The organism is Cryobacterium zongtaii, from assembly GCF_002909375.1.
GTDB lineage: Bacteria > Actinomycetota > Actinomycetes > Actinomycetales > Microbacteriaceae > Cryobacterium > Cryobacterium zongtaii.
The window spans coordinates 112,327-129,807 of sequence record NZ_PPXD01000007.1 but is presented as its reverse complement, the minus strand read 5'-3'; the positions used below and the strand labels follow the sequence as shown (position 1 = coordinate 129,807).

Annotated in this window: 17 protein-coding genes and 1 tRNA gene; 12 read left to right on the top strand and 6 right to left on the bottom strand. The window is 67.3% G+C overall.

Features of this window, described 5'->3' with window-relative positions; translation table 11 throughout:
• Positions 1-45 precede the first annotated feature (45 nt).
• Entirely contained in the window at positions 46-210 is a 165-nt protein-coding gene (locus C3B61_RS19630; protein ID WP_165789110.1) for a hypothetical protein, read from the top strand.
• Between the two features lie 62 nt (positions 211-272).
• The gene (locus C3B61_RS05365; RefSeq protein ID WP_103459798.1) at positions 273-1,121 is read left to right on the top strand and encodes an SMP-30/gluconolactonase/LRE family protein; all 849 of its coding nucleotides are present in this window, start codon (positions 273-275) and stop codon (positions 1,119-1,121) included.
• Positions 1,122-1,149: 28 nt separating this feature from the next.
• Here the strand turns inward: C3B61_RS05365 and C3B61_RS05360 are convergent, their stop codons facing one another.
• Positions 1,150-1,797: a DUF1345 domain-containing protein gene (locus tag C3B61_RS05360; RefSeq protein WP_240632461.1), complete on the bottom strand. Its 648-nt coding sequence runs from the start codon at positions 1,795-1,797 to the stop codon at positions 1,150-1,152.
• 125 nt (positions 1,798-1,922) lie between these two features.
• Between C3B61_RS05360 and C3B61_RS05355 the strand changes: the two genes are divergently transcribed.
• Positions 1,923-2,849, top strand: a complete 927-nt coding sequence (locus C3B61_RS05355; protein ID WP_103459797.1) for a J domain-containing protein — start codon at positions 1,923-1,925, stop codon at positions 2,847-2,849.
• Here the strand turns inward: C3B61_RS05355 and C3B61_RS05350 are convergent.
• Positions 2,846-3,736: a hypothetical protein gene (locus C3B61_RS05350; RefSeq protein ID WP_103459796.1), complete on the bottom strand. Its 891-nt coding sequence runs from the start codon at positions 3,734-3,736 to the stop codon at positions 2,846-2,848. The two genes, C3B61_RS05355 and C3B61_RS05350, sit on opposite strands and share 4 nt — an antisense overlap.
• A gap of 65 nt (positions 3,737-3,801) precedes the next feature.
• Between C3B61_RS05350 and C3B61_RS05345 the strand changes: the two genes are divergently transcribed.
• Entirely contained in the window at positions 3,802-4,182 is a 381-nt protein-coding gene (locus C3B61_RS05345; protein WP_103459795.1) for a hypothetical protein, read from the top strand.
• Positions 4,179-5,774: an ABC-F family ATP-binding cassette domain-containing protein gene (locus tag C3B61_RS05340; protein ID WP_103459794.1), complete on the top strand. Its 1,596-nt coding sequence runs from the start codon at positions 4,179-4,181 to the stop codon at positions 5,772-5,774. Before C3B61_RS05345 ends, C3B61_RS05340 begins: the two co-directional genes overlap by 4 nt.
• 64 nt (positions 5,775-5,838) lie before the next feature.
• Here C3B61_RS05340 and C3B61_RS05335 read toward each other — a convergent pair whose 3' ends face one another.
• Both C3B61_RS05335 and C3B61_RS05330 read right to left on the bottom strand, forming a co-directional pair.
• Complete coding sequence (locus C3B61_RS05335) at positions 5,839-6,555, bottom strand: hypothetical protein (RefSeq protein ID WP_103459793.1); 717 nt, start codon at positions 6,553-6,555, stop codon at positions 5,839-5,841.
• Positions 6,556-6,590: 35 nt separating this feature from the next.
• Positions 6,591-9,062 carry a glycoside hydrolase family 94 protein gene (locus tag C3B61_RS05330; RefSeq protein WP_103459792.1) on the bottom strand — a complete coding sequence of 824 codons (2,472 nt, stop codon included), beginning with the start codon at positions 9,060-9,062 and terminating at the stop codon, positions 6,591-6,593.
• A gap of 250 nt (positions 9,063-9,312) precedes the next feature.
• On the opposite strand from C3B61_RS05330, the gene C3B61_RS05325 reads away from it, so the two are divergent.
• The gene (locus C3B61_RS05325; protein ID WP_103459791.1) at positions 9,313-9,750 is read left to right on the top strand and encodes a hypothetical protein; all 438 of its coding nucleotides are present in this window, start codon (positions 9,313-9,315) and stop codon (positions 9,748-9,750) included.
• A 134-nt stretch (positions 9,751-9,884) separates the two neighbouring features.
• Here the strand turns inward: C3B61_RS05325 and C3B61_RS05320 are convergent.
• A tRNA-Leu gene (locus C3B61_RS05320) sits at positions 9,885-9,969 on the bottom strand.
• 105 nt (positions 9,970-10,074) lie between these two features.
• Here C3B61_RS05320 and C3B61_RS05315 point away from each other — a divergent pair.
• The 3 genes from C3B61_RS05315 to mshC are packed head-to-tail and all read left to right on the top strand — an operon-like array spanning position 10,075 to position 13,609.
• Positions 10,075-11,400, top strand: a complete 1,326-nt coding sequence (locus C3B61_RS05315; protein WP_103459790.1) for a M20/M25/M40 family metallo-hydrolase — start codon at positions 10,075-10,077, stop codon at positions 11,398-11,400.
• A 51-nt stretch (positions 11,401-11,451) separates the two neighbouring features.
• Positions 11,452-12,306, top strand: a complete 855-nt coding sequence (locus C3B61_RS05310) for an undecaprenyl-diphosphate phosphatase (RefSeq protein WP_103459789.1) — start codon at positions 11,452-11,454, stop codon at positions 12,304-12,306.
• 13 nt (positions 12,307-12,319) lie between these two features.
• On the top strand, positions 12,320-13,609 hold the full coding sequence (gene mshC, locus C3B61_RS05305) for a cysteine--1-D-myo-inosityl 2-amino-2-deoxy-alpha-D-glucopyranoside ligase (RefSeq protein ID WP_088456205.1): 1,290 nt from the start codon (positions 12,320-12,322) through the stop codon (positions 13,607-13,609).
• A 20-nt stretch (positions 13,610-13,629) separates the two neighbouring features.
• Here the strand turns inward: mshC and C3B61_RS05300 are convergent, their stop codons facing one another.
• The gene (locus tag C3B61_RS05300; RefSeq protein WP_103459788.1) at positions 13,630-14,571 is read right to left on the bottom strand and encodes a proteasome assembly chaperone family protein; all 942 of its coding nucleotides are present in this window, start codon (positions 14,569-14,571) and stop codon (positions 13,630-13,632) included.
• 83 nt (positions 14,572-14,654) lie between these two features.
• Between C3B61_RS05300 and C3B61_RS05295 the strand changes: the two genes are divergently transcribed.
• The 3 genes from C3B61_RS05295 (at position 14,655) to C3B61_RS05285 (ending at position 17,456) form a co-directional block, all read left to right on the top strand.
• Entirely contained in the window at positions 14,655-15,386 is a 732-nt protein-coding gene (locus tag C3B61_RS05295; protein WP_279628283.1) for an HAD family hydrolase, read from the top strand.
• Positions 15,383-16,384: a tRNA (adenine-N1)-methyltransferase gene (locus tag C3B61_RS05290; protein WP_103431829.1), complete on the top strand. Its 1,002-nt coding sequence runs from the start codon at positions 15,383-15,385 to the stop codon at positions 16,382-16,384. Before C3B61_RS05295 ends, C3B61_RS05290 begins: the two co-directional genes overlap by 4 nt.
• A 106-nt stretch (positions 16,385-16,490) precedes the next feature.
• Positions 16,491-17,456: an FKBP-type peptidyl-prolyl cis-trans isomerase gene (locus tag C3B61_RS05285; protein ID WP_103459787.1), complete on the top strand. Its 966-nt coding sequence runs from the start codon at positions 16,491-16,493 to the stop codon at positions 17,454-17,456.
• Positions 17,457-17,481 lie beyond the last annotated feature (25 nt).

The following is a 17,481-nucleotide window of genomic DNA, read 5'->3' as shown; positions in this document are numbered from 1 at the left end:
ATGAGCCCGGATATGCTTTCGCGGCACCGTTGAGAGGAACATTCCATGCCCATTCTTACCTTCGTCGTCGCGATGGCCGTTTTCGTCCTGGGCCTGTGGCTGTTCGGCTTGGCCTTCACCGTGACCGCCTGGCAGGGCGCGATCTTCTTCGCCGGCATCCTGGCCGTCAGCGCGGCCGTCGCCATCCCGATGCGGGCACTGCGCAACTAGCCCGCCCGATGATGCCGGGCCGGCACCCGGCCCGACCAGCCCAGCCCAGCCACGAGGAACCCATGCGCGCCGAACAGCTCACCGACCCGATCACCTTTCACGGTGAGGGTCCGGTCTTCGCACAGTCCTGGGGCGGACTGCGCCTCGTCGACCTGTTCGCCGGTGACGTTCTGTCCCTGGCCGCCGACGGCACGGTCACCCGGCGGCACGTGGACAGCATCGCCGCGGCCCTGCGACCGCGCGTGGGCGGCGGTGCGGTCATCGCCCTCGAACGCGGTTTCGCCCTCGAGGACGCCGACGGCACCCTGACCCGACTGCCGGAGGTCTGGGCGGATCCGAGCGTGCGGATGAACGACGGGGGCGCCGCTCCGGACGGCTCGTTCTACTGCGGTTCGATGGCGTATGACCAGCGCACCGGCGCCGGATCGCTCTACCGGCTCGCACCGGACGGCTCCGTGGAGCTGGCCCTGGCCGGTGTGACGATCTCCAACGGTCTCGCCTGGAGCCCGGACGGCTCGTTGGCCTACTACAACGACACCCCGACCGGCCGGATCGGGGTCTTCGATTGGACCCCGGAGACCGGACTGACCGGGCTGCGCCCCTTCGCCGACATCCCCTCCGCCGACGGCTACCCCGACGGCCTCACCGTGGACAGCGAGGGCGGCGTCTGGGTCGCGCTGTACGCCGGTGGGGCGGTGCGCCGCTACTCGCCGGAGGGCACCCTGGACGAGGTCATCGAGGTGGCCGCGCAGCGGGTCACGGCGTGCACCTTCGGCGGCGACGACCTTCGCCGGCTGTACATCACCACGTCCCGCGAAGGTCTCGCCCCCGAAGAGGACCCGCTGGCCGGCTCGGTCTTCACGGTGACCCCCGGGGTCGCGGGACTGGCGGAAGCGCCCTTCGCCGGTTAGCGGCCCGGCACGGCGCCGCGGCCACGGCTCAGAGGCCGGCCACGAGGTTGATCAGTGTTGCCAGGATGATCGAGCCGAACAGGAACGACATCAGCGCGTGCCGCAAGGCCACCGCACGAATGGTCGACGACGTCAGTGACGTGTCCGATACCTGGAAGGTCATCCCCACTGTGAAGGACAGGTACGCGAAGTCCGCGTACCTGGGCGGCTCCAGCTGGTTGAAATCGACGCCGCCGTCATCATCCGCGTAGTAGAGCGAGGCGTACCGCAGGGCGAACAGGGTGTGCACGAGCACCCAGGACAGCGCGACGACGACCAGCGCCAGCGCGGCGAGCAGGCCCTGGCCCGCCCCCTCAGCGGCGCGTGCCTGCACCAGCACAATGAGGATGCTGCCGAGGCTGGCCAGACTCGCCAGGATCAACAACAGGTCGGTGATGCCCCGCGACGGGTCTTCCCTGGTGGCGTGGGCTGCCGTGGTGGCGGCGTCCAGCGGAGCGACGCTGACCCACACCCAGCCGATGTAGAGCACAGCCGCGACCGCCCAGCCGATCGCCGGCGCCAGCAACCAGTTGCCCAGCAGGCCAGACGCCAGACCCGCGAGGATGCCGACGGTCACCATGACGATGAACCGGGTGCTCGATCGGTGCACCCGGGGAACCGGAGTTGAGGTCTTCACTCGCTGATCGTTGCACAAATCGATCGCTGCGCGGGCGCCACACGGTGTCGGCGGGATACCAGCAACGCTGGCTAGGCTGGGAGACGTACGACCCAACCCGTTCCAGGCCGAAAGAGACCGCCCGAATGTCAGAGAGTCCGGCCGCAGCCAGCCCCTACGAGGTGCTCGGCGTGAGCCCGTCGGTGACCGACGAAGAGCTGCGACGCGCGTACCGCCTCAAGCTGCGGCAATCCCACCCTGATGTCGGCGGCAGTGCGGCGTCCTTCCACGCCGTGCAGATCGCCTGGGAACGCATCGGAAGCCCGGAGTCCCGGGCCGCCTACGACGGGGCCCGCTATCCGGAGACCGCATACTCCGGCGCGAGCACCGCGTCACGCCCGTCAAGCAGGCCCACCTCGACCGGGATGAAGGCCAGGATGCACGGGCACCCCGGCGGCCACTCCCGCCAGCGTTATCTCGCGATGCTGCGGGAATGGGCCGGTCGCGGCACCGTCATCGATGACCCGTACGCCCCCGATCTGGTGCGATCGGCGCCACGGGAGATCCGACACCGGCTGGCCAAGGCCCTCGCCGAGGAAAGCACAGCCCAGCTGATCTCGGGCCTGGGCATCGGCTACACCGCCTGGCACGACATCGCCACCCGCGAGGACGTCGAGAAGATCGACCACGTCGTTCTCGGCCCGGCCGGACTATTCGCCATCCTCTCGGAGGACTGGGGGACGCCCGTTCAACTCAAGCGCGGCGAACTCGTCGGCGATGGCCTGGCGCCAGGCGAGGAGCCGCTGGACGAGTTCGCGTCCGCGGCACGCATCCTCGCCAAGTCCCTACGGGTGCGCTTCACCGCGCTGGTCGTGGTAGTGCCTGATCAGCTCGTGGCAGAACCCGTGTCGCTGCCGAGCCGGGGCAGGCGGCCGATGGTGGTCGTGATCCCGCGGTCCCGCCTGGTCGGGGTGCTGCGTGACGGCATCGCCGGGATGGAACGGGGCAGCTTCGAGAAGGTGTTCGAGCTGCGCAGCACCCTGCAGAACGGCATCCGCTTCGTCGAAGACTAGGCGGGCGCGGCCGCGCCGAGACCGAGCTTCTGCACCCAGTAGCCCAGAAATGCGGCGCCGGCCTCATCGTGGATGAGGTCGCCCTCCACGATCACCGGGTACGGCCGTTCCAGGATGCCGTCGGCCGGGCGCACGTCCACGTGTGCCACCTCGTAGCCGGCGGCGTGCAGGTGGTCGGCCATGAGGTAGTCGCTGCGGGAATCGCCCACCGAGCGCCACAGCCGGGGGAGCGGTCCGCCCTCGGCGAAGAAGGCCAGGGCTCGCTTGGCGGCGTGGTCCTTGTCAAGGTCGACCGATTCGATGTCGGTGGAAATGATGGTGGTGTCGATGCGGAACGGGACCGTTCCCTCGGCGTCGGGGGAAACCCTGTCGCCGAAGCGCACGCCCAGTCCGTGGTCGATCATGATCGTGTACGCGGCGTCCTCGAACGACGCTTGAGCGGCGTGGTAGGCAGCCCGGTCGACATCCGTGCGTTGTTCAACGGAGACCATGGCGAGCTTGGTCTCGTCGAAGAACATGGTGTCGGCGTAGTCGGCGGCGACCAGCTCGCGGATGCGGCTCACGACGGGGTCAGGCAGGGCGACGCTGGCGTCGACGACGACCTCGCCCATGCCGGTCTGGGTGATCGGGAACCACACGGCGCCCTTCTCGCAGACCCCGTACATGCGCATCTCGCGCGGCAGGCCCGCGGCGACCAGTGGGGCCACCACCTGCTCACTGATGAACTGCGCCGACCGACCGGTGATGAAACCGATGGGTACGTTCGCGCCGGCCAGGGTGATGAGGTCGGTGATGATGCTCGGTGTGGCGATGGTGCGGGTGTCCGGGCTGGCGATCGGACCATCCACATCGAGCAGCAGGCCGAGCGGGGAAACAGTTTCAGGCATGCTTCATTGAACCAGTTCCCGCCCCGGGGCGTTGGCGCCCGTTGCAGCACCTATCGTTGAACCTGATGATTACCAGACGAGAAGCAGCGCTCCGCCTCGACATTCCCCTCGAGATGGCGCAGCGCCACGACCTTCCCAGCCGCATGACCGAAGCCCAGCTCGCCGAGATCGAGAAGAACCCGCCGGCCTGGCTCGTGCAGTCCCGTGCGAACCGCACCGGCAAGAAGCCCGTCTGGATCGAACTCACCTGCAGCGTGTGCGGGTTCACCGAGGCGGCGCGGCCGAAGAAATGGTGGCCGACGTTCACCTACCTCAGCTGCGACCACCACGGTTACGACGAGCTCCCGGCCGCCGCGGCCGGCCTCAGCCGCCGCGAAGTCGACGGCATCGGCAGCCGGTTCATCGGCATCGTCGACGCATCCGAGCAGGGGGAGCAGGACTCATGAGCCTGATCCGGCTGAACGACGTCACCGTGCGTTTCGAAAACACCCAGGTGCTCCGCGAGACCTTCTTCAGGCTTGAGCCGGGCGACAGGGTCGGCATGATCGGCCGGAACGGGTCGGGCAAAACCACCCTCATCAAGCTGATCCTCGGTCAGGTGACGCCGGACACCGGTACCGTCACCGTCGACGACGGCGTGAAGATCGGCTACTTCTCCCAGTTCTCCGAGCTGAACGGCGAGTCCACCATCACCGAGGTCCTCGACGCCCTGTTCGTGGAGATCAAGGCCGTCGAGGCCGAACTCGCCTCCATCGACGTTGCCATCGCCGCCGACTCCTCGGCCAGCGCCGAGCTCGACAGGCTGATCCACCGCCAGTCCGAACTGTTCGAGGACATGGACCGGCTGGACGGCTGGGACTACCCGCGCCGGATCGACGCTGCCCTGACCATCCTCGGCTTCGACGAAGCGCACCGCAGCTGTGCGATCGACGAACTCTCCGGCGGCTGGCGCAACCGCGCGGCCCTGGCGAAGATCCTGCTCGAGGCACCGGACGTGCTCCTGCTCGACGAGCCCACCAACTACCTCGACGTGGCCGGCGTGGAGTGGCTGGAGGGCTGGTTCCGCGACTTCAAGGGCGCCGCCGTGATCGTGTCGCACGACCGCACCTTCCTCGACGCCGTCGTCACCCGCATCATCGAGTTGGAGAACTTCCACCTACACGAGTACCCGGGCAACTTCGGCGAGTACGTGGTTCAGAAGCAGTTCCGGCTGAAGACCCTCGAGCAGCAGTTTGTGCACGAGTCCGAACTGCTCGCTTTCGAATCCGAAGGCATCGCCGACCGGCGCGAGGCCCAGAAGAACGCCAGCCGCAAGCTCGGCAGCCAGCTGGCCACCATCAAGAAGTCCCGCACGCCGCGGCCGGTCGACAAGATCATCACCGAAATCTACGGCGGTCTGCACGTGAAGGATGTGCTCTGCCGGGTGGAGATGCTCAGCAAGGCCTACGGCGAGAAGGTGCTCTTCAACGACCTGAGCTTCGAAATCCGCCGCGGCAACCGCATCGTGGTGCTCGGTGCCAATGGCAGCGGCAAGACCACCCTGCTCCGGGTGCTCACGGGTGAGGAATCCGCGGATCACGGCGAGGTCGACTGGGCGAAGGGCGCCGGGATGGTGTCGTACAACCAGGTACTCGCCGAACTGGACGACACCGACACCGTCAGCCACGCGGTCAACGCGCTCGAAGGCAGCCTGGCGTTCACGGCGACCCGCAAGTCGGTGAACCGGTTCCTGACCATGTTCCAGTTCTCCGAGGCCGACCTCAAGCAGAAGATCGGCAACCTCTCCGGCGGCCAGAAAGCCCGGGTGGCCATGGCCCAGTGCCTGCTCTCCGGTGCGTCGGTGCTGCTCCTGGACGAGCCAACCAACCACCTGGATATGTCCAGCACCCAGGTGATGGAGCGGGCCCTGTTGCACTTCCCCGGCGCCGTGGTCGTGGTCAGCCACGACAGGTTCTTCACCGACAAGATCGCCAACCGTCGGCTGATCTTCGGACAGCTCGGTGCCGACCCCGGCGAGGTCGAGGTCGCCGTCGCCTGACCGCCTGACCGCCTGCCGGCGCGGCCCGCGGGTGTGGGGCTGCTCTTGCGACCCCTCAGGATCGCTAGGGGCCGGCGAGGGTGCCGTCCGGGAGGGCCTCACGTATCGACCCGGGACCGGTGCCCAGGTAGAGCGGCCAGATCACCTCGGCGCTGCCCGGTAGTTGCCAGACCAGACCCTCGAGCGCGGATGCCTGGTACAGCGGCTGGCCGGCGGGCCGCCCGGCGCCGGGCTCCTGGATTTCCGTGTACTCGGAGGCCGGGTCCTCGTCGACGTAGCTGCGGGCGCCATCCCAGGCCGGCTCCAGATAAGCGACGATGGCCGTTCCGGCCGGCACAATCCGCGAGCACTCGTCCGGGCCGGCCGAAGCGAATTCGATGTACACGCTGCCGTTAACGGCCGGGTCCAGTGTCCCGTGCACAACCGTGACGTTCGACACGACGATCACCGCGCTTCGCGTCGTCGATGTCTCCTTCGATGCGGTGTAGGTGCTGTCGCGGCCCGCCTGGATCCGAGCGATCTCGCCCATGATCACCACGGTGCTGTCCCGGGCCAGCACCGCCAGTGACTCGATCGGGTCGTAGTCCACGATCCCCGGTGAGCCGCACGCGGTGAAGACCTCGTCAGCGCTGGGCCCGGCCGGCGCCGACTCCATGGTCGGGCCGGCGGCGGACGGAGCCGTGGCGTCGCCGTGGCCGCATCCGGTGATCAGCACACCGACGCACGCAACGGCGACGCACAGCTGCCAGGCCCGTGCGCGGGCTGTTCGGTAGACGTCCATACTCACTAGTATCCGGCCGGCCGCAACTGGTTCCCCTACAGGGTCGCGCGCACCTGCACTGTTGCGCCGGCGGGCGCGTACGGAACCGTGCGCCCCTCGATGGCAACACCGTCGACCTCGAGGCTGGCGCGGGAGCCTTCACGGCCCGAGTTGGCCACGGTGATGACGTACGTCGCACCGCGGGCCTGCCGGGTCACGGTGAACTCCGCGACGTCCGGTCCGATCTGCGGGTCGACCACGAGACCGTCGTAGTCGGTGCGCACGCCCAGGAGGTACTGGGAAACGGTCACGAAGTTCCACGCCGCCGTGCCGGTCAGCCAGGAGTTCTTGGCCTCGCCGTGCCTGGAGGCCTCCTTGCCGGCGATCATCTGGGCGTACACGTAGGGCTCGGTGCGGTGCACCTCGGAGATGTCTTCCCGGTACGCGGGGGTGATCTTCCGGTAGTGGTCGAACGCCTTCGCGCCGCGGCCGATCACGGTCTCGCCGATGATCACCCACGGGTTGTTGTGGCAGAAGATGCCACCGTTCTCCTTGTAGCCCGGGGGATACGTCGAGACCTCGCCCAGTTCGATGCGGTAGCTCTTGTACGCCGGGTACTGCAGCACCAGGCCGTGCTCGGAGCCGAGCAGCCGGTCCACGGAATCGAGGGCACGGAACGCGGGACTGGTCTTGACCGGGGTGCCGTCGCTGTTGTGCTCGACGCCGACGCCGGCGAGGACCGCGAAGCCCTGCGGCTCGATCCAGATCTGACCCTCGGTATCCTCGGCCGTGCCGACCTTGTTGCCGTAGAAGTCGTAGGCACGCAGGAACCAGTCGCCGTCCCAGCCGTGCGTCAACAGCGCCTGGCTCATGTCGGCGGCGGCCTTGCGGGCCTTGTTCGCCTGCACGGTGTCCCCACCGCGTTCGGCTATGGTGGCGTACTGGCCCGCGGCGAGCACGAACTGCGCGGCGATGAAGGTGGACTCCGCGACCCCGCCGGCCTGGTTCTCGGTGGTCTGGAACGACTCGCCCGGCGTTGTCGAGAAGCAGTTCAGGTTCAGGCAGTCGTTCCAGTCGGCGCGCCCGATCAGCGGCAGCCCGTGCGGACCGAGGTTGTTCAGGGTGAACTCAAACGACCGGGTCAGGTGGGTGTACAGGGTCTCGGCGAGAGCGTCGTTGTTGTCGAACGGCACCACCTCGTCGAGGATCGTGTAGTCGCCGGTCTCCTTGAGGTAGCCGTCCACCCCGATGATCAGCCAGGCCGGGTCGTCGTTGAAGCCGGACCCGAGTTCGTTGTTGCCCCGCTTGGTGAGGGGCTGGTACTGGTGGTACGCCGACCCGTCCGGCAGCTGGGTCGCGGCGATGTCCAGGATGCGTTCGCGAGCGCGGTCCGGGATCAGGTGCACAAAACCGAGCAGGTCCTGGGTCGAGTCCCGGAAGCCCATGCCGCGACCGATGCCGGTCTCGAAGTACGACGCCGAGCGGCTCATGTTGAAGGTCACCATGCACTGGTACTGGTTCCAGATGTTTACCATCCGGTTGAGCTTGTCGTCGGGCGAGGTCACCGTGTACGCGGAAAGCAGGTCCGTCCAGTAGACCCCGAGGGCGTCGAAGGCGGCATCCGCGGCCTCGGTGGTGGACAGACGCGCGAGGAGGGCCTGGGCCCGGGTCTTGTTGATGACCTGCTTGGCGTCGTCGGCCCACTTCTCCTCGCCGGTCTCGGCGTTGTTCTCGACGTAGCCGAGAACGAAGACCAGGTCACGGCTTTCCCCGGGCTGCAGGGTCGAGTCGACCTGGTGGGAGCCGATCGGGTACCAGCCGGAGGCCATCGAATTCGCCGCGGCGCCGGAGTGCGGGACCTTGGCCTCCGCGAGGGTTTCGTAGAGTCCGACGAAGGTTTCGCGGTCGGTGTCGAAGCCGGCGATCTCGGCGTTCACGCCGTACACGGCGTAGTGGTCGCGGCGCTCCCGGTATTCGGTCTTGTGGTAGATCGCGCTGCCGTCGACCTCGACCTCGCCGATGGAAAGGTTGCGCTGGTAGTTGGTCTGGTCGTCCTGGGCGTTCCACAGGCAGAACTCCAGGTAGGAGAACAGGGAGAAGGTCTTGACCGCATCCGACGTGTTGGTGATCGTGACCTTCTGCACCTCCGCCGTCTCACCGAGTGGAACGAAGTACAGCGTGGAGACCCGCAGGCCGCCGCGTTCGCCGGTGATGCGGGTGTAACCCATGCCGTGCCGGGTTTCGAAGAAATCGAGGTCCTTCTTCATCGGCAGCCAGCTGGACGTCCAGACGTCGTCGCCGTCCTTGATGAAGAAGTAGCGTCCACCGGAGTCGGTGGGCACGTCGTTGTAGCGGTAGCGGGTCAGGCGACGCATCTTGGCGTCCTTGTAGAAGGTGTACCCGCCCGCCGTGTGGGAGACCAGCGAGAAGAAGTCCTCACTGCCGAGATAGTTGATCCACGGGTAGGGAGTCAACGGGGTCTCGATGACATATTCCCTGGCTTCATCGTCGAAGTGGCCGAACTTCATGCGTGCACCTTTTCGGTTCAAGGGACCGGGTGTCGCGGGGAATTCATCGTTCTGAATCCGCCGGCGCAGCCGGGCCTGGTCTCTGTGAGAGCGCTCTCACGAGCGCCTGGGATGACTCTAGCATCAGGACCGCGGAGCCACCACACGCTAGGGGAGTCGTGCCGCTGGCGTGCGGGGGTGGATAGGGTTCAGCAGATAGAGGCGTGCGCCTCGCAGGTCAACACCGGCGCCATTCACTGAAATCGAGAACATGTTCCGTATCGAGAGAGCTGCTAGCGCGAGTGATCACAAGATCATTGACGACGAGCGGGGCGTGTGGATACAGTTCCTGGGCTCCCGGGGGCTATCCCGTGGCCACGTGTTCAAGCTGGTCGTCGGGGAGACGGTTATTCCGTTTGAAACCGAACGCGACTACATCGAAGATGCGGACGGTGCCGCGCACCAACTGACTCGGTTCGTCGCTTTCGGGCTCTCTCCGGCCGCCGGATTGAGGGGTGTAGCGCCGTACGTGATCACGTCTCCTGTCGAGCGGCGCACGTACAAGCTTTTGGCCACCGAAGCTCTTCTGGTTTTCGGTGATATTTACGATGGTGATTCCAGACCGGAGGGCTTTGCCCGGGTCGAACTCGACGGGGTGATTTACACGCTGGCGAGCTTCGGGCACCCATCCGGATCGACGTCCCACTGATCCAGTCAACCTTTACCGGGGCACCCTGGAGAACCTGTTGACGCGCGTTAACGAGACAGGGCCGGATCCTAAGATCCGGCCCGTGAACTGTCTCAACCAGTTCCCGTTGATCGTTGTCTTACCAACAATCTCCGTGTCCGAGGGGGGACTTGAACCCCCACGCCCTATACGGGCACTAGCACCTCAAGCTAGCGCGTCTGCCATTTCCGCCACCCGGACTGGATGTTTTGGCCGCAGTTATGTTTTGCTGCCGGGGAATAACTTAGCACGGATCCAAACCACTTCCGGACACCGGTGGGTTCCACGCCCGGTAGCGTGAACTGCATGACAGCCCCCGCCACCAGCCCCGCTTCGGCCAATGCTCTCGACCTCACCACCGAGATCGCCCGCGACCTCATCAGGTTCGACACGACGAACTATGGCGAGGGGCGCTCCAACGGCGAGACGGATGCCGCGGAGTACGTCGCCGAGAAGCTGCGCGCCCTTGGCCTGGCGCCGGAGCTGTTCGATTCGGAGCCGGGTCGCACCAGCGTGGTCGCCCGGGTACCCGGCCGCGACCGCAGCAAGGGCGCACTGGTCGTACACGGCCACCTCGATGTGGTGCCCGCCGACCCGGCGAACTGGTCGGTGGATCCGTTCGGCGGCGAGATCAAGGACGGCATGCTGTGGGGGCGCGGCGCCGTCGACATGAAGAACATGGACGCAATGATCCTGGCGTCCCTCACGGATGTGCTCGACCAGGGTGGCCAGCCAGAGCGGGACCTCGTCATCGCGTTCTTCGCCGATGAGGAGGCCGGGGGAGTGTACGGCTCGCACCACCTCGTCGACACCCGCCCGGACCTGTTCGCGGGAGCGACCGAGGCCATCAGCGAGGTCGGCGGCTACTCGATCAGCATCGGCGGCCAGCGGGCCTACCTGCTCCAAACCGGTGAGAAGGCTCTCATCTGGCTCAAGCTCGTGGCGCACGGCCCGGCCGGCCACGGTTCCCGGCTGGTCACGGACAACGCCATCACCCGGCTCGCCGAGGCCGTCGCCAAGGTGGGGCGGCGGCAGTGGCCGATCCGCCTGACGAACACCACCCGGCAGTTGCTTTCGGAGATCGCCCGGATCCTCGGTGTGGAGCCGCAGTCCATGGGTCCGGACGAGCTGGCCCTGGCGACGGGCACAGCATCCGGATTCATCCAGGCGAGCCTGCGCACCACCATGAACCCGACGGTGTTGCAAGCCGGCTACAAGCACAATGTCATCCCCGATCGCGCCGAGGCCCTCATCGACGTGCGTTCCCTGCCCGGCGAGGAAGACGCCGTGCTGGCCGAACTGGCCGAGCTGGTCGGCCCGGACATCGAAATCGTGGTGATGCACCAGGACGTGGGGCTGGAGACCGAGTTCGCCGGCCCGCTGATCGACCGGATCGTCCAGACCCTCGGCACCCACGACCCGGGCGCTCCGGTGCTCCCGTACCTCATGCCTGCCGGCACCGACAACAAGGCGTTGAGCAAACTGGGCATCAAAGGATACGGCTTCGCCCCGCTGAAACTCCCAGCCGATTTGGATTTTCCGGCGCTGTTCCACGGCGTTGATGAGCGTGTGCCACTGGACGCATTAGTGTTTGGCAGGACGGTTTTGACCGATCTGCTGACGACGTACTAGCCCGCTGAAGCGCTAGCGGCCAGCACACCGCACAAGCGAAACGAGTATCACGTGGACTTCCTCAACGCGGTCATCCTGGGCCTGGTCCAGGGCTTGACCGAATTCCTGCCGGTCTCCTCCAGCGCCCACATCAGCATCGTGGGTCAGTTCCTCGGCACCGGTGAGGACCCCGGCGCCCGGTTCACGGCGATCACCCAGATCGGCACCGAGGCGGCCGTGGTGATCTTCTTCTGGCGCGACATCGTGCGCATTATCGGCCAATGGGCGAAGTCCCTGGTCGGCAAGGTACCGCGCAGCGACGCGGATGCCCGGATGGGCTGGCTGATCATCCTCGGCACCCTGCCCATCGTCATCCTGGGCCTGCTCTTCCAGGACCAGATCGAAACCAGCCTGCGCAACCTATGGGTCACCGCGATCATGCTCATCGCGTTCGGCGTGCTCCTGGGTGTCGCCGACTATGTCGGTGCCAAGCGCCGCAAACTGGACGACCTCACCGTCGGGCACGGCGTCATCTTCGGTTTCGCCCAGGCGCTGGCGCTCATCCCCGGGGTCTCGCGTTCCGGCGGCACCATCACGGCCGGCCTGTTCCTCGGCTACGAGCGGGCCGCCGCCGCCCGATACGCGTTCCTGCTCGCGATCCCCGCCGTTCTCGGCAGTGGCTTCTACCAGGTCTACAAGTCCATCAAGGAACCCTGCGTCGTGGCCGCCGCGAACTGCACGCCCGAACTGTTCGGCCCGCTGGAAACCCTCGTCGCCACCGTCGTGGCGTTCGTCGTGGCGCTGTTCGTAATCGGCTTCTTCATGAACTACATCTCCAAGCGCAGTTTCATGCCGTTCGTGGTCTACCGCATTGCGCTGGGCATCGTCGTGATGATCCTGCTGGGCACGAACACCATCACGGCGTAGTTAGGCTGGAAGTATGCGCGCCTGGTCACACCCCGTCATCCCGTCGATTCCGGGACTCTCACAGGCCCCGCGCCTGCACGACACCGCGACGGACTCGATCGTCGAAGCCAAACCGACCGACGTGGCCAGGCTGTACGTCTGCGGCATCACGCCCTACGACGCCACCCACCTCGGCCACGCGGCCACCTACCTCGCCTTCGACACGCTGCAGCGGGTGTGGCGTGACGGCGGTTACCGGGTGCACTACGCCCAGAACGTGACCGACGTCGACGACCCGCTGCTGGAACGTGCCACCGCGACCGGCGTCGACTGGCGTGACCTCGCCGTGGAGCAGACCGACCTGTTCCGGGCCGATATGGAGTCCCTGGGCATCATCCCGCCCGACGATTTTGTGGCCGTGACCGACGTCATCGACGACATCAGCGCCGCGGTGCTGGCACTGCGCCAGTCCGCGCTGGCCTACAAGGTGCCGACACCGGATGCGCTGCCCACGCCCGACGGACCCGGCGCCGACCTGTACTTCGACATCCGGGCGGCCGAGCGCCAGGCGCCGTGGGCCCTCGGCGAGGAGAGCAACCTCGATCAGAGCACCATGCTCACCCTGTTCGCCGAGCGCGGCGGAGACCCCGACCGGGCCGGAAAGCGCGACAGGCTCGACCCGCTGCTCTGGCGCGCCGCCCGCGCGGGAGAGCCCTCCTGGGAGTCACCCGTGGGGGCCGGCCGCCCCGGCTGGCACATCGAGTGTTCGGTCATCGCCCTCGCCGAGCTCGGCACCGACTTCACCGTGCAGGGCGGCGGGAGCGACCTGATCTTCCCGCACCACGACATGAGCGCCGGCCACGCCGCCGCGCTGTCCGGGCATCCGCTGGCCCAGGTGTACAGCCACACCGGCATGGTCGCCTACCAGGGCGAGAAGATGAGCAAGTCGCTGGGCAACCTGGTTCTCGTCTCCCGCCTTCGGGCCGGCGGCACCGACCCACGCGCCATCCGCCTGGCCCTGCTCGCTCAGCACTACCGCACCGACTGGGAGTGGACCGCGCAGCAGCTGGTTGATGCAGAGGCTCGCCTGGCGGCGTGGACGTCGGCCTTCGGCCCCGTCGACCCCGTTGACTCCGCGGCCGGCGCTGCAGTCTCGGCGTTCGAGAGCGCTGCGGCGGTTGTCGAGCGGATGCGCGCCGCGCTGGTCGACGATCTCGACACCCGGGGTGCCCTGGACGCTGTGGACGCTGCTGTGGCGGCCGGCGTGGACGACCGTGCCCTCGTCGCCGCGGCGATCGACGCGCTCCTGGGCGTCAAGCTCTAGCCCACCCTGGCTGGTCCACCTTAGGGCTGGCGGGGCTCCGGGCCCTGACGGCCGTCGGCCCAGCCGTCCCGGCCGCCGTCTCCGCGTTTGCGCAGGTACTTCTCGAACTCCTGGGCGATCGCCTCTCCGCTGGCCTCCGGTGAGTCGACGGTGTCCCTGGCCTGCTCGAGCTGACCGATGTACGCTGCCATCTCCTCGTCCTCGGCGGCGAGGGCGTCGATGCCCGTCTCCCACTCGGAGGCGTCGGTAACCAGGTCGCCGCGGGGGATCACAACGTCGATGATCTCCTCGAGCTTGTCGATCAGGGCGAGCATGGCCTTGGGCGACGGAGCGTTGTGCACGTAGTGCGGCACGGATGCCCAGATCGACAGGCTCGGGATACCCACGGTCTCGGCCGCCGAGGCCAGCACGCTGAGGATGCCCACGGGCCCCTCGTAGCTGCTGCGCTCGATCTGCAACTCGGCACGCACCTCGGGATTGTCGCTCGAGACGAAGATCGAGATCGGCCGGGTGTGCGGCACGTCCGCCAGCATCGCGCCGAGGAAAACGATCCCGCTCACATCCGCGGCGAGCACGGAGTCCAGGATCTCCGCCGTGAAGCTCTTCCAGCTGCGCGAGGGCTCCGTTCCGACCAGCAGGTAGATGTTTCCGGCGTTGGTGCCGCTGACCTTGAGCTGGGCGTCTTCGGCCAACGGAACCCCGCTGGCCCCGGGAACGACGGGACCGTACATGACCGCACTCGGCCACTCGATGACCCGGTGGCCGTCCTCATTGGTGGAGATGCTGGGGCGGTTGAACTGGTAGTCGAAGTAGAGTTCGGGGTCGATCCGCTTGACCTCTTCGACATCGAGGAGCTCTTTCAGCGTGCTGACGGCGCCCGTTGCGGCTTCACCCGCATCGTTCCACCCTTCGAAGGCGACCACCAGGAGACGTCCGCTGAGGAACCCATTGCCGTCTGTCACTTGAGTGAAACCTCGTGTATTCCGGCCACCACGACTGGGTGGCCTCCTTCAAGGATAGGCCGTGCCCCCTAAACTTGAACCCCGTGACACTGATCCCCGCATTCTCGTCCCCACCCGCCGCCGTTCTCTGGGACATGGACGGCACCCTGGTCGACACCGAACCGTACTGGATGCGAGCCGAACACGAGCTCGTGGAGTCCTTCGGCGGCGTCTGGACGCACGCAGACGCCATGCTCCTGGTGGGCTCCGGCCTGCTCGGCTCCGCCGCCATCCTGCAGAACCGCGGGGTGAACCTCGCCGCTGCGGCCATCGTCGAGGTGCTCACCACCCGGGTTCAGGAGCAGCTCGGTTCCGCCGGCATCCCGTGGCGCCCCGGGGCCCACGAGTTGCTCACCGAGCTGCACGGCGCCGGGATGCCGATGGCCCTGGTGACAATGTCCGAACACAGGATGGCCCGCCAGATCGCCGACCTCGTCGGCTTCGACGCCTTCGCCACCATCGTCTCCGGCGACATGGTGCAGCAGAGCAAGCCGCACCCCGAGGCCTACCTCACCGCTGCGGGCATCCTCGGCGTCGACCCCAGGCACTCCGTCGCGATCGAGGACTCCCTGCCCGGCGTCGCAGCGGCCGTCGCCTCCGGCGCCGTCGTCGTTGCGGTTCCGCACATGGTTCCCCTCGAGGAGAGCGAGCACTACACGCTGGTGCAGAGCCTGACCGGCAGCTCACTGGCGACCCTGACCAAGCTCTACCTGAACCGACGATCTTCCCCATCCACCCGCACCGTTACCCACACCGAGGACGCAACACGCGCATGAGCGACAACCAGGTCATCCAGAACAGCGGTCCGTTCCGCGCCGGCGACAGAGTGCAGCTCACCGGCCCCAAGGGCAAGCTGAACACCATCACCCTCGAACCGGGCAAGACGTTCCACACCCACCGGGGCATCCTCGAGCACAACGACATCATCGGCCTGCCCGACGCGTCCGTCGTCACCAACAACGTGGGCGTCGAACACCTCGCGTTGCGTCCGCTGCTCATCGACTTCGTCATGAGCATGCCCCGCGGCGCGGCCATCATCTACCCCAAGGATGCCGCCCAGATCCTCGCCCAGGCCGACATCTTCCCCGGCGCCACGGTGGTCGAGGCCGGCGTCGGCTCCGGGGCGCTGTCCCTCTGGCTGCTCCGCGCCATCGGCCCGGCCGGCACCCTGGCCTCCTTCGAACGCCGGGAGGAATTCTCCGACGTGGCCCGCGCCAACGTCGCCACCTTCCTCGGCAGCGACCCGCAGAACTGGTCCATCACGCTCGGCGACCTCGCCGACACGCTGCCGGAGACCATGCCGGCCCAGTCGGTCGACAGGGTCGTGCTCGACATGCTCGCCCCGTGGGAGTGCATCGATGTCGTCTCCGACGCGCTCAAGCCCGGGGGAGTGCTGCTCTGCTACGTGGCCACCGTCACCCAGCTGTCCCGCGTCGCGGAGGCCATCCGCGCCACCGGCAACTACACCAACCCCGATTCACACGAGACGATGGTGCGCGGCTGGCACGTGGAAGGCCTCGCGGTTCGCCCCGACCACCGGATGATCGGTCACACCGGTTTCCTCATCACCGCCCGCCGTCTCGCACCGGACACGATCCTGCCCGAGCTCAAGCGTCGCCCTTCAAAAACCGACTTCAGCGACGCCGACGTCGAGCTGTGGACCCCGGGCGCCCTGGGTGAGAGGTCCGTCAGCGCCAAGGTGATGCGCAAGCGCAACCGCACCGCCGAGAACGGCGCGGCGCTCTCCAAGGCTCGGGACCTCGACGCCGGATAGGATGGGCTTCGGCCTGCCGCCCGCACCAGCGGTTTCGGCCAGCATTCACCCCGAAAGTCACTCGACGGCATCATGCTGCCGCCTCCCCGTATCGAAATGAGGACCCGTGCGTAAAGTTCCCGCACTTATCGCAACCGCCGGCCTGGTGCTCGCGACCCTGACCGCCTGTAGCGCCGGCCCCGACAATGCCGACTGCACGGCTCCGGTGTCCTCCGGCGACGCGTCCAAGCTGGTGGAGGTGACCGGCAAGTTCGGTTCGTCCCCCACCGTCGACTTCCCGACCCCGCTGAAGACCGAGACCACTCAGCGCAGCGAGATCATCGACGGCACCGGCCCCGGCCTCACCGAAGGCCAAAAGGTGCAGGTCGACCTCAGCGTCTTCAACGCCACCACGGGTGAGGCCATTGAGCAGAGCTCGTACGACGGCACCACCATGGCCAGCTTTGTCCTCAACGACCAGACCCTCACCGGCCTGACCGACGGTCTGCTCTGTGCCCAGGTGGGCTCCAGGGTCGCCGTTGTCGCGTCGGCGGCCGACACCTTCGGTCCGGCCGGCGGCAACGAAGACATCGGCGTCGCCGCGGACGATTCGCTCGTGTTCGTGCTCGACGTCGTCAAGGCGTACCTCACCCGCGCCGACGGCGCCGACCAGCTGCCCGTGGCCGGACTGCCCGCCGTGGTCCTCGCGGATGACGGCACCCCCGGCATCACGATTCCCTCGGCCGAGCCGCCCACCGAGCTGAAGGTCGGCGTGCTCAAGAAGGGCGACGGCGAGACCGTCACCGACGGGTCCACGGTCACCGTGCACTACACCGGTGTCGTCTGGAACTCCAAGGAGGTCTTCGACTCCAGCTGGGCCGCCGGAACCCCGGCCGCTTTCGTGGCCGCGGACGGTTCCACCACCGAGGGCGGCGTGATCCCCGGCTTCGCCAACGCTCTCATCGGCCAGACCGTCGGCTCCCAGATCGTTGCCGTCCTCCCGCCCGACCAGGCTTACGGCGACCAGGCGACCGACACCATCCCGGCCGGCTCCACGCTGGTCTTCGTCGTAGACATCCTCGGCGTCGACTAACCGGCTTCCCGGCCCATCCCGCGGT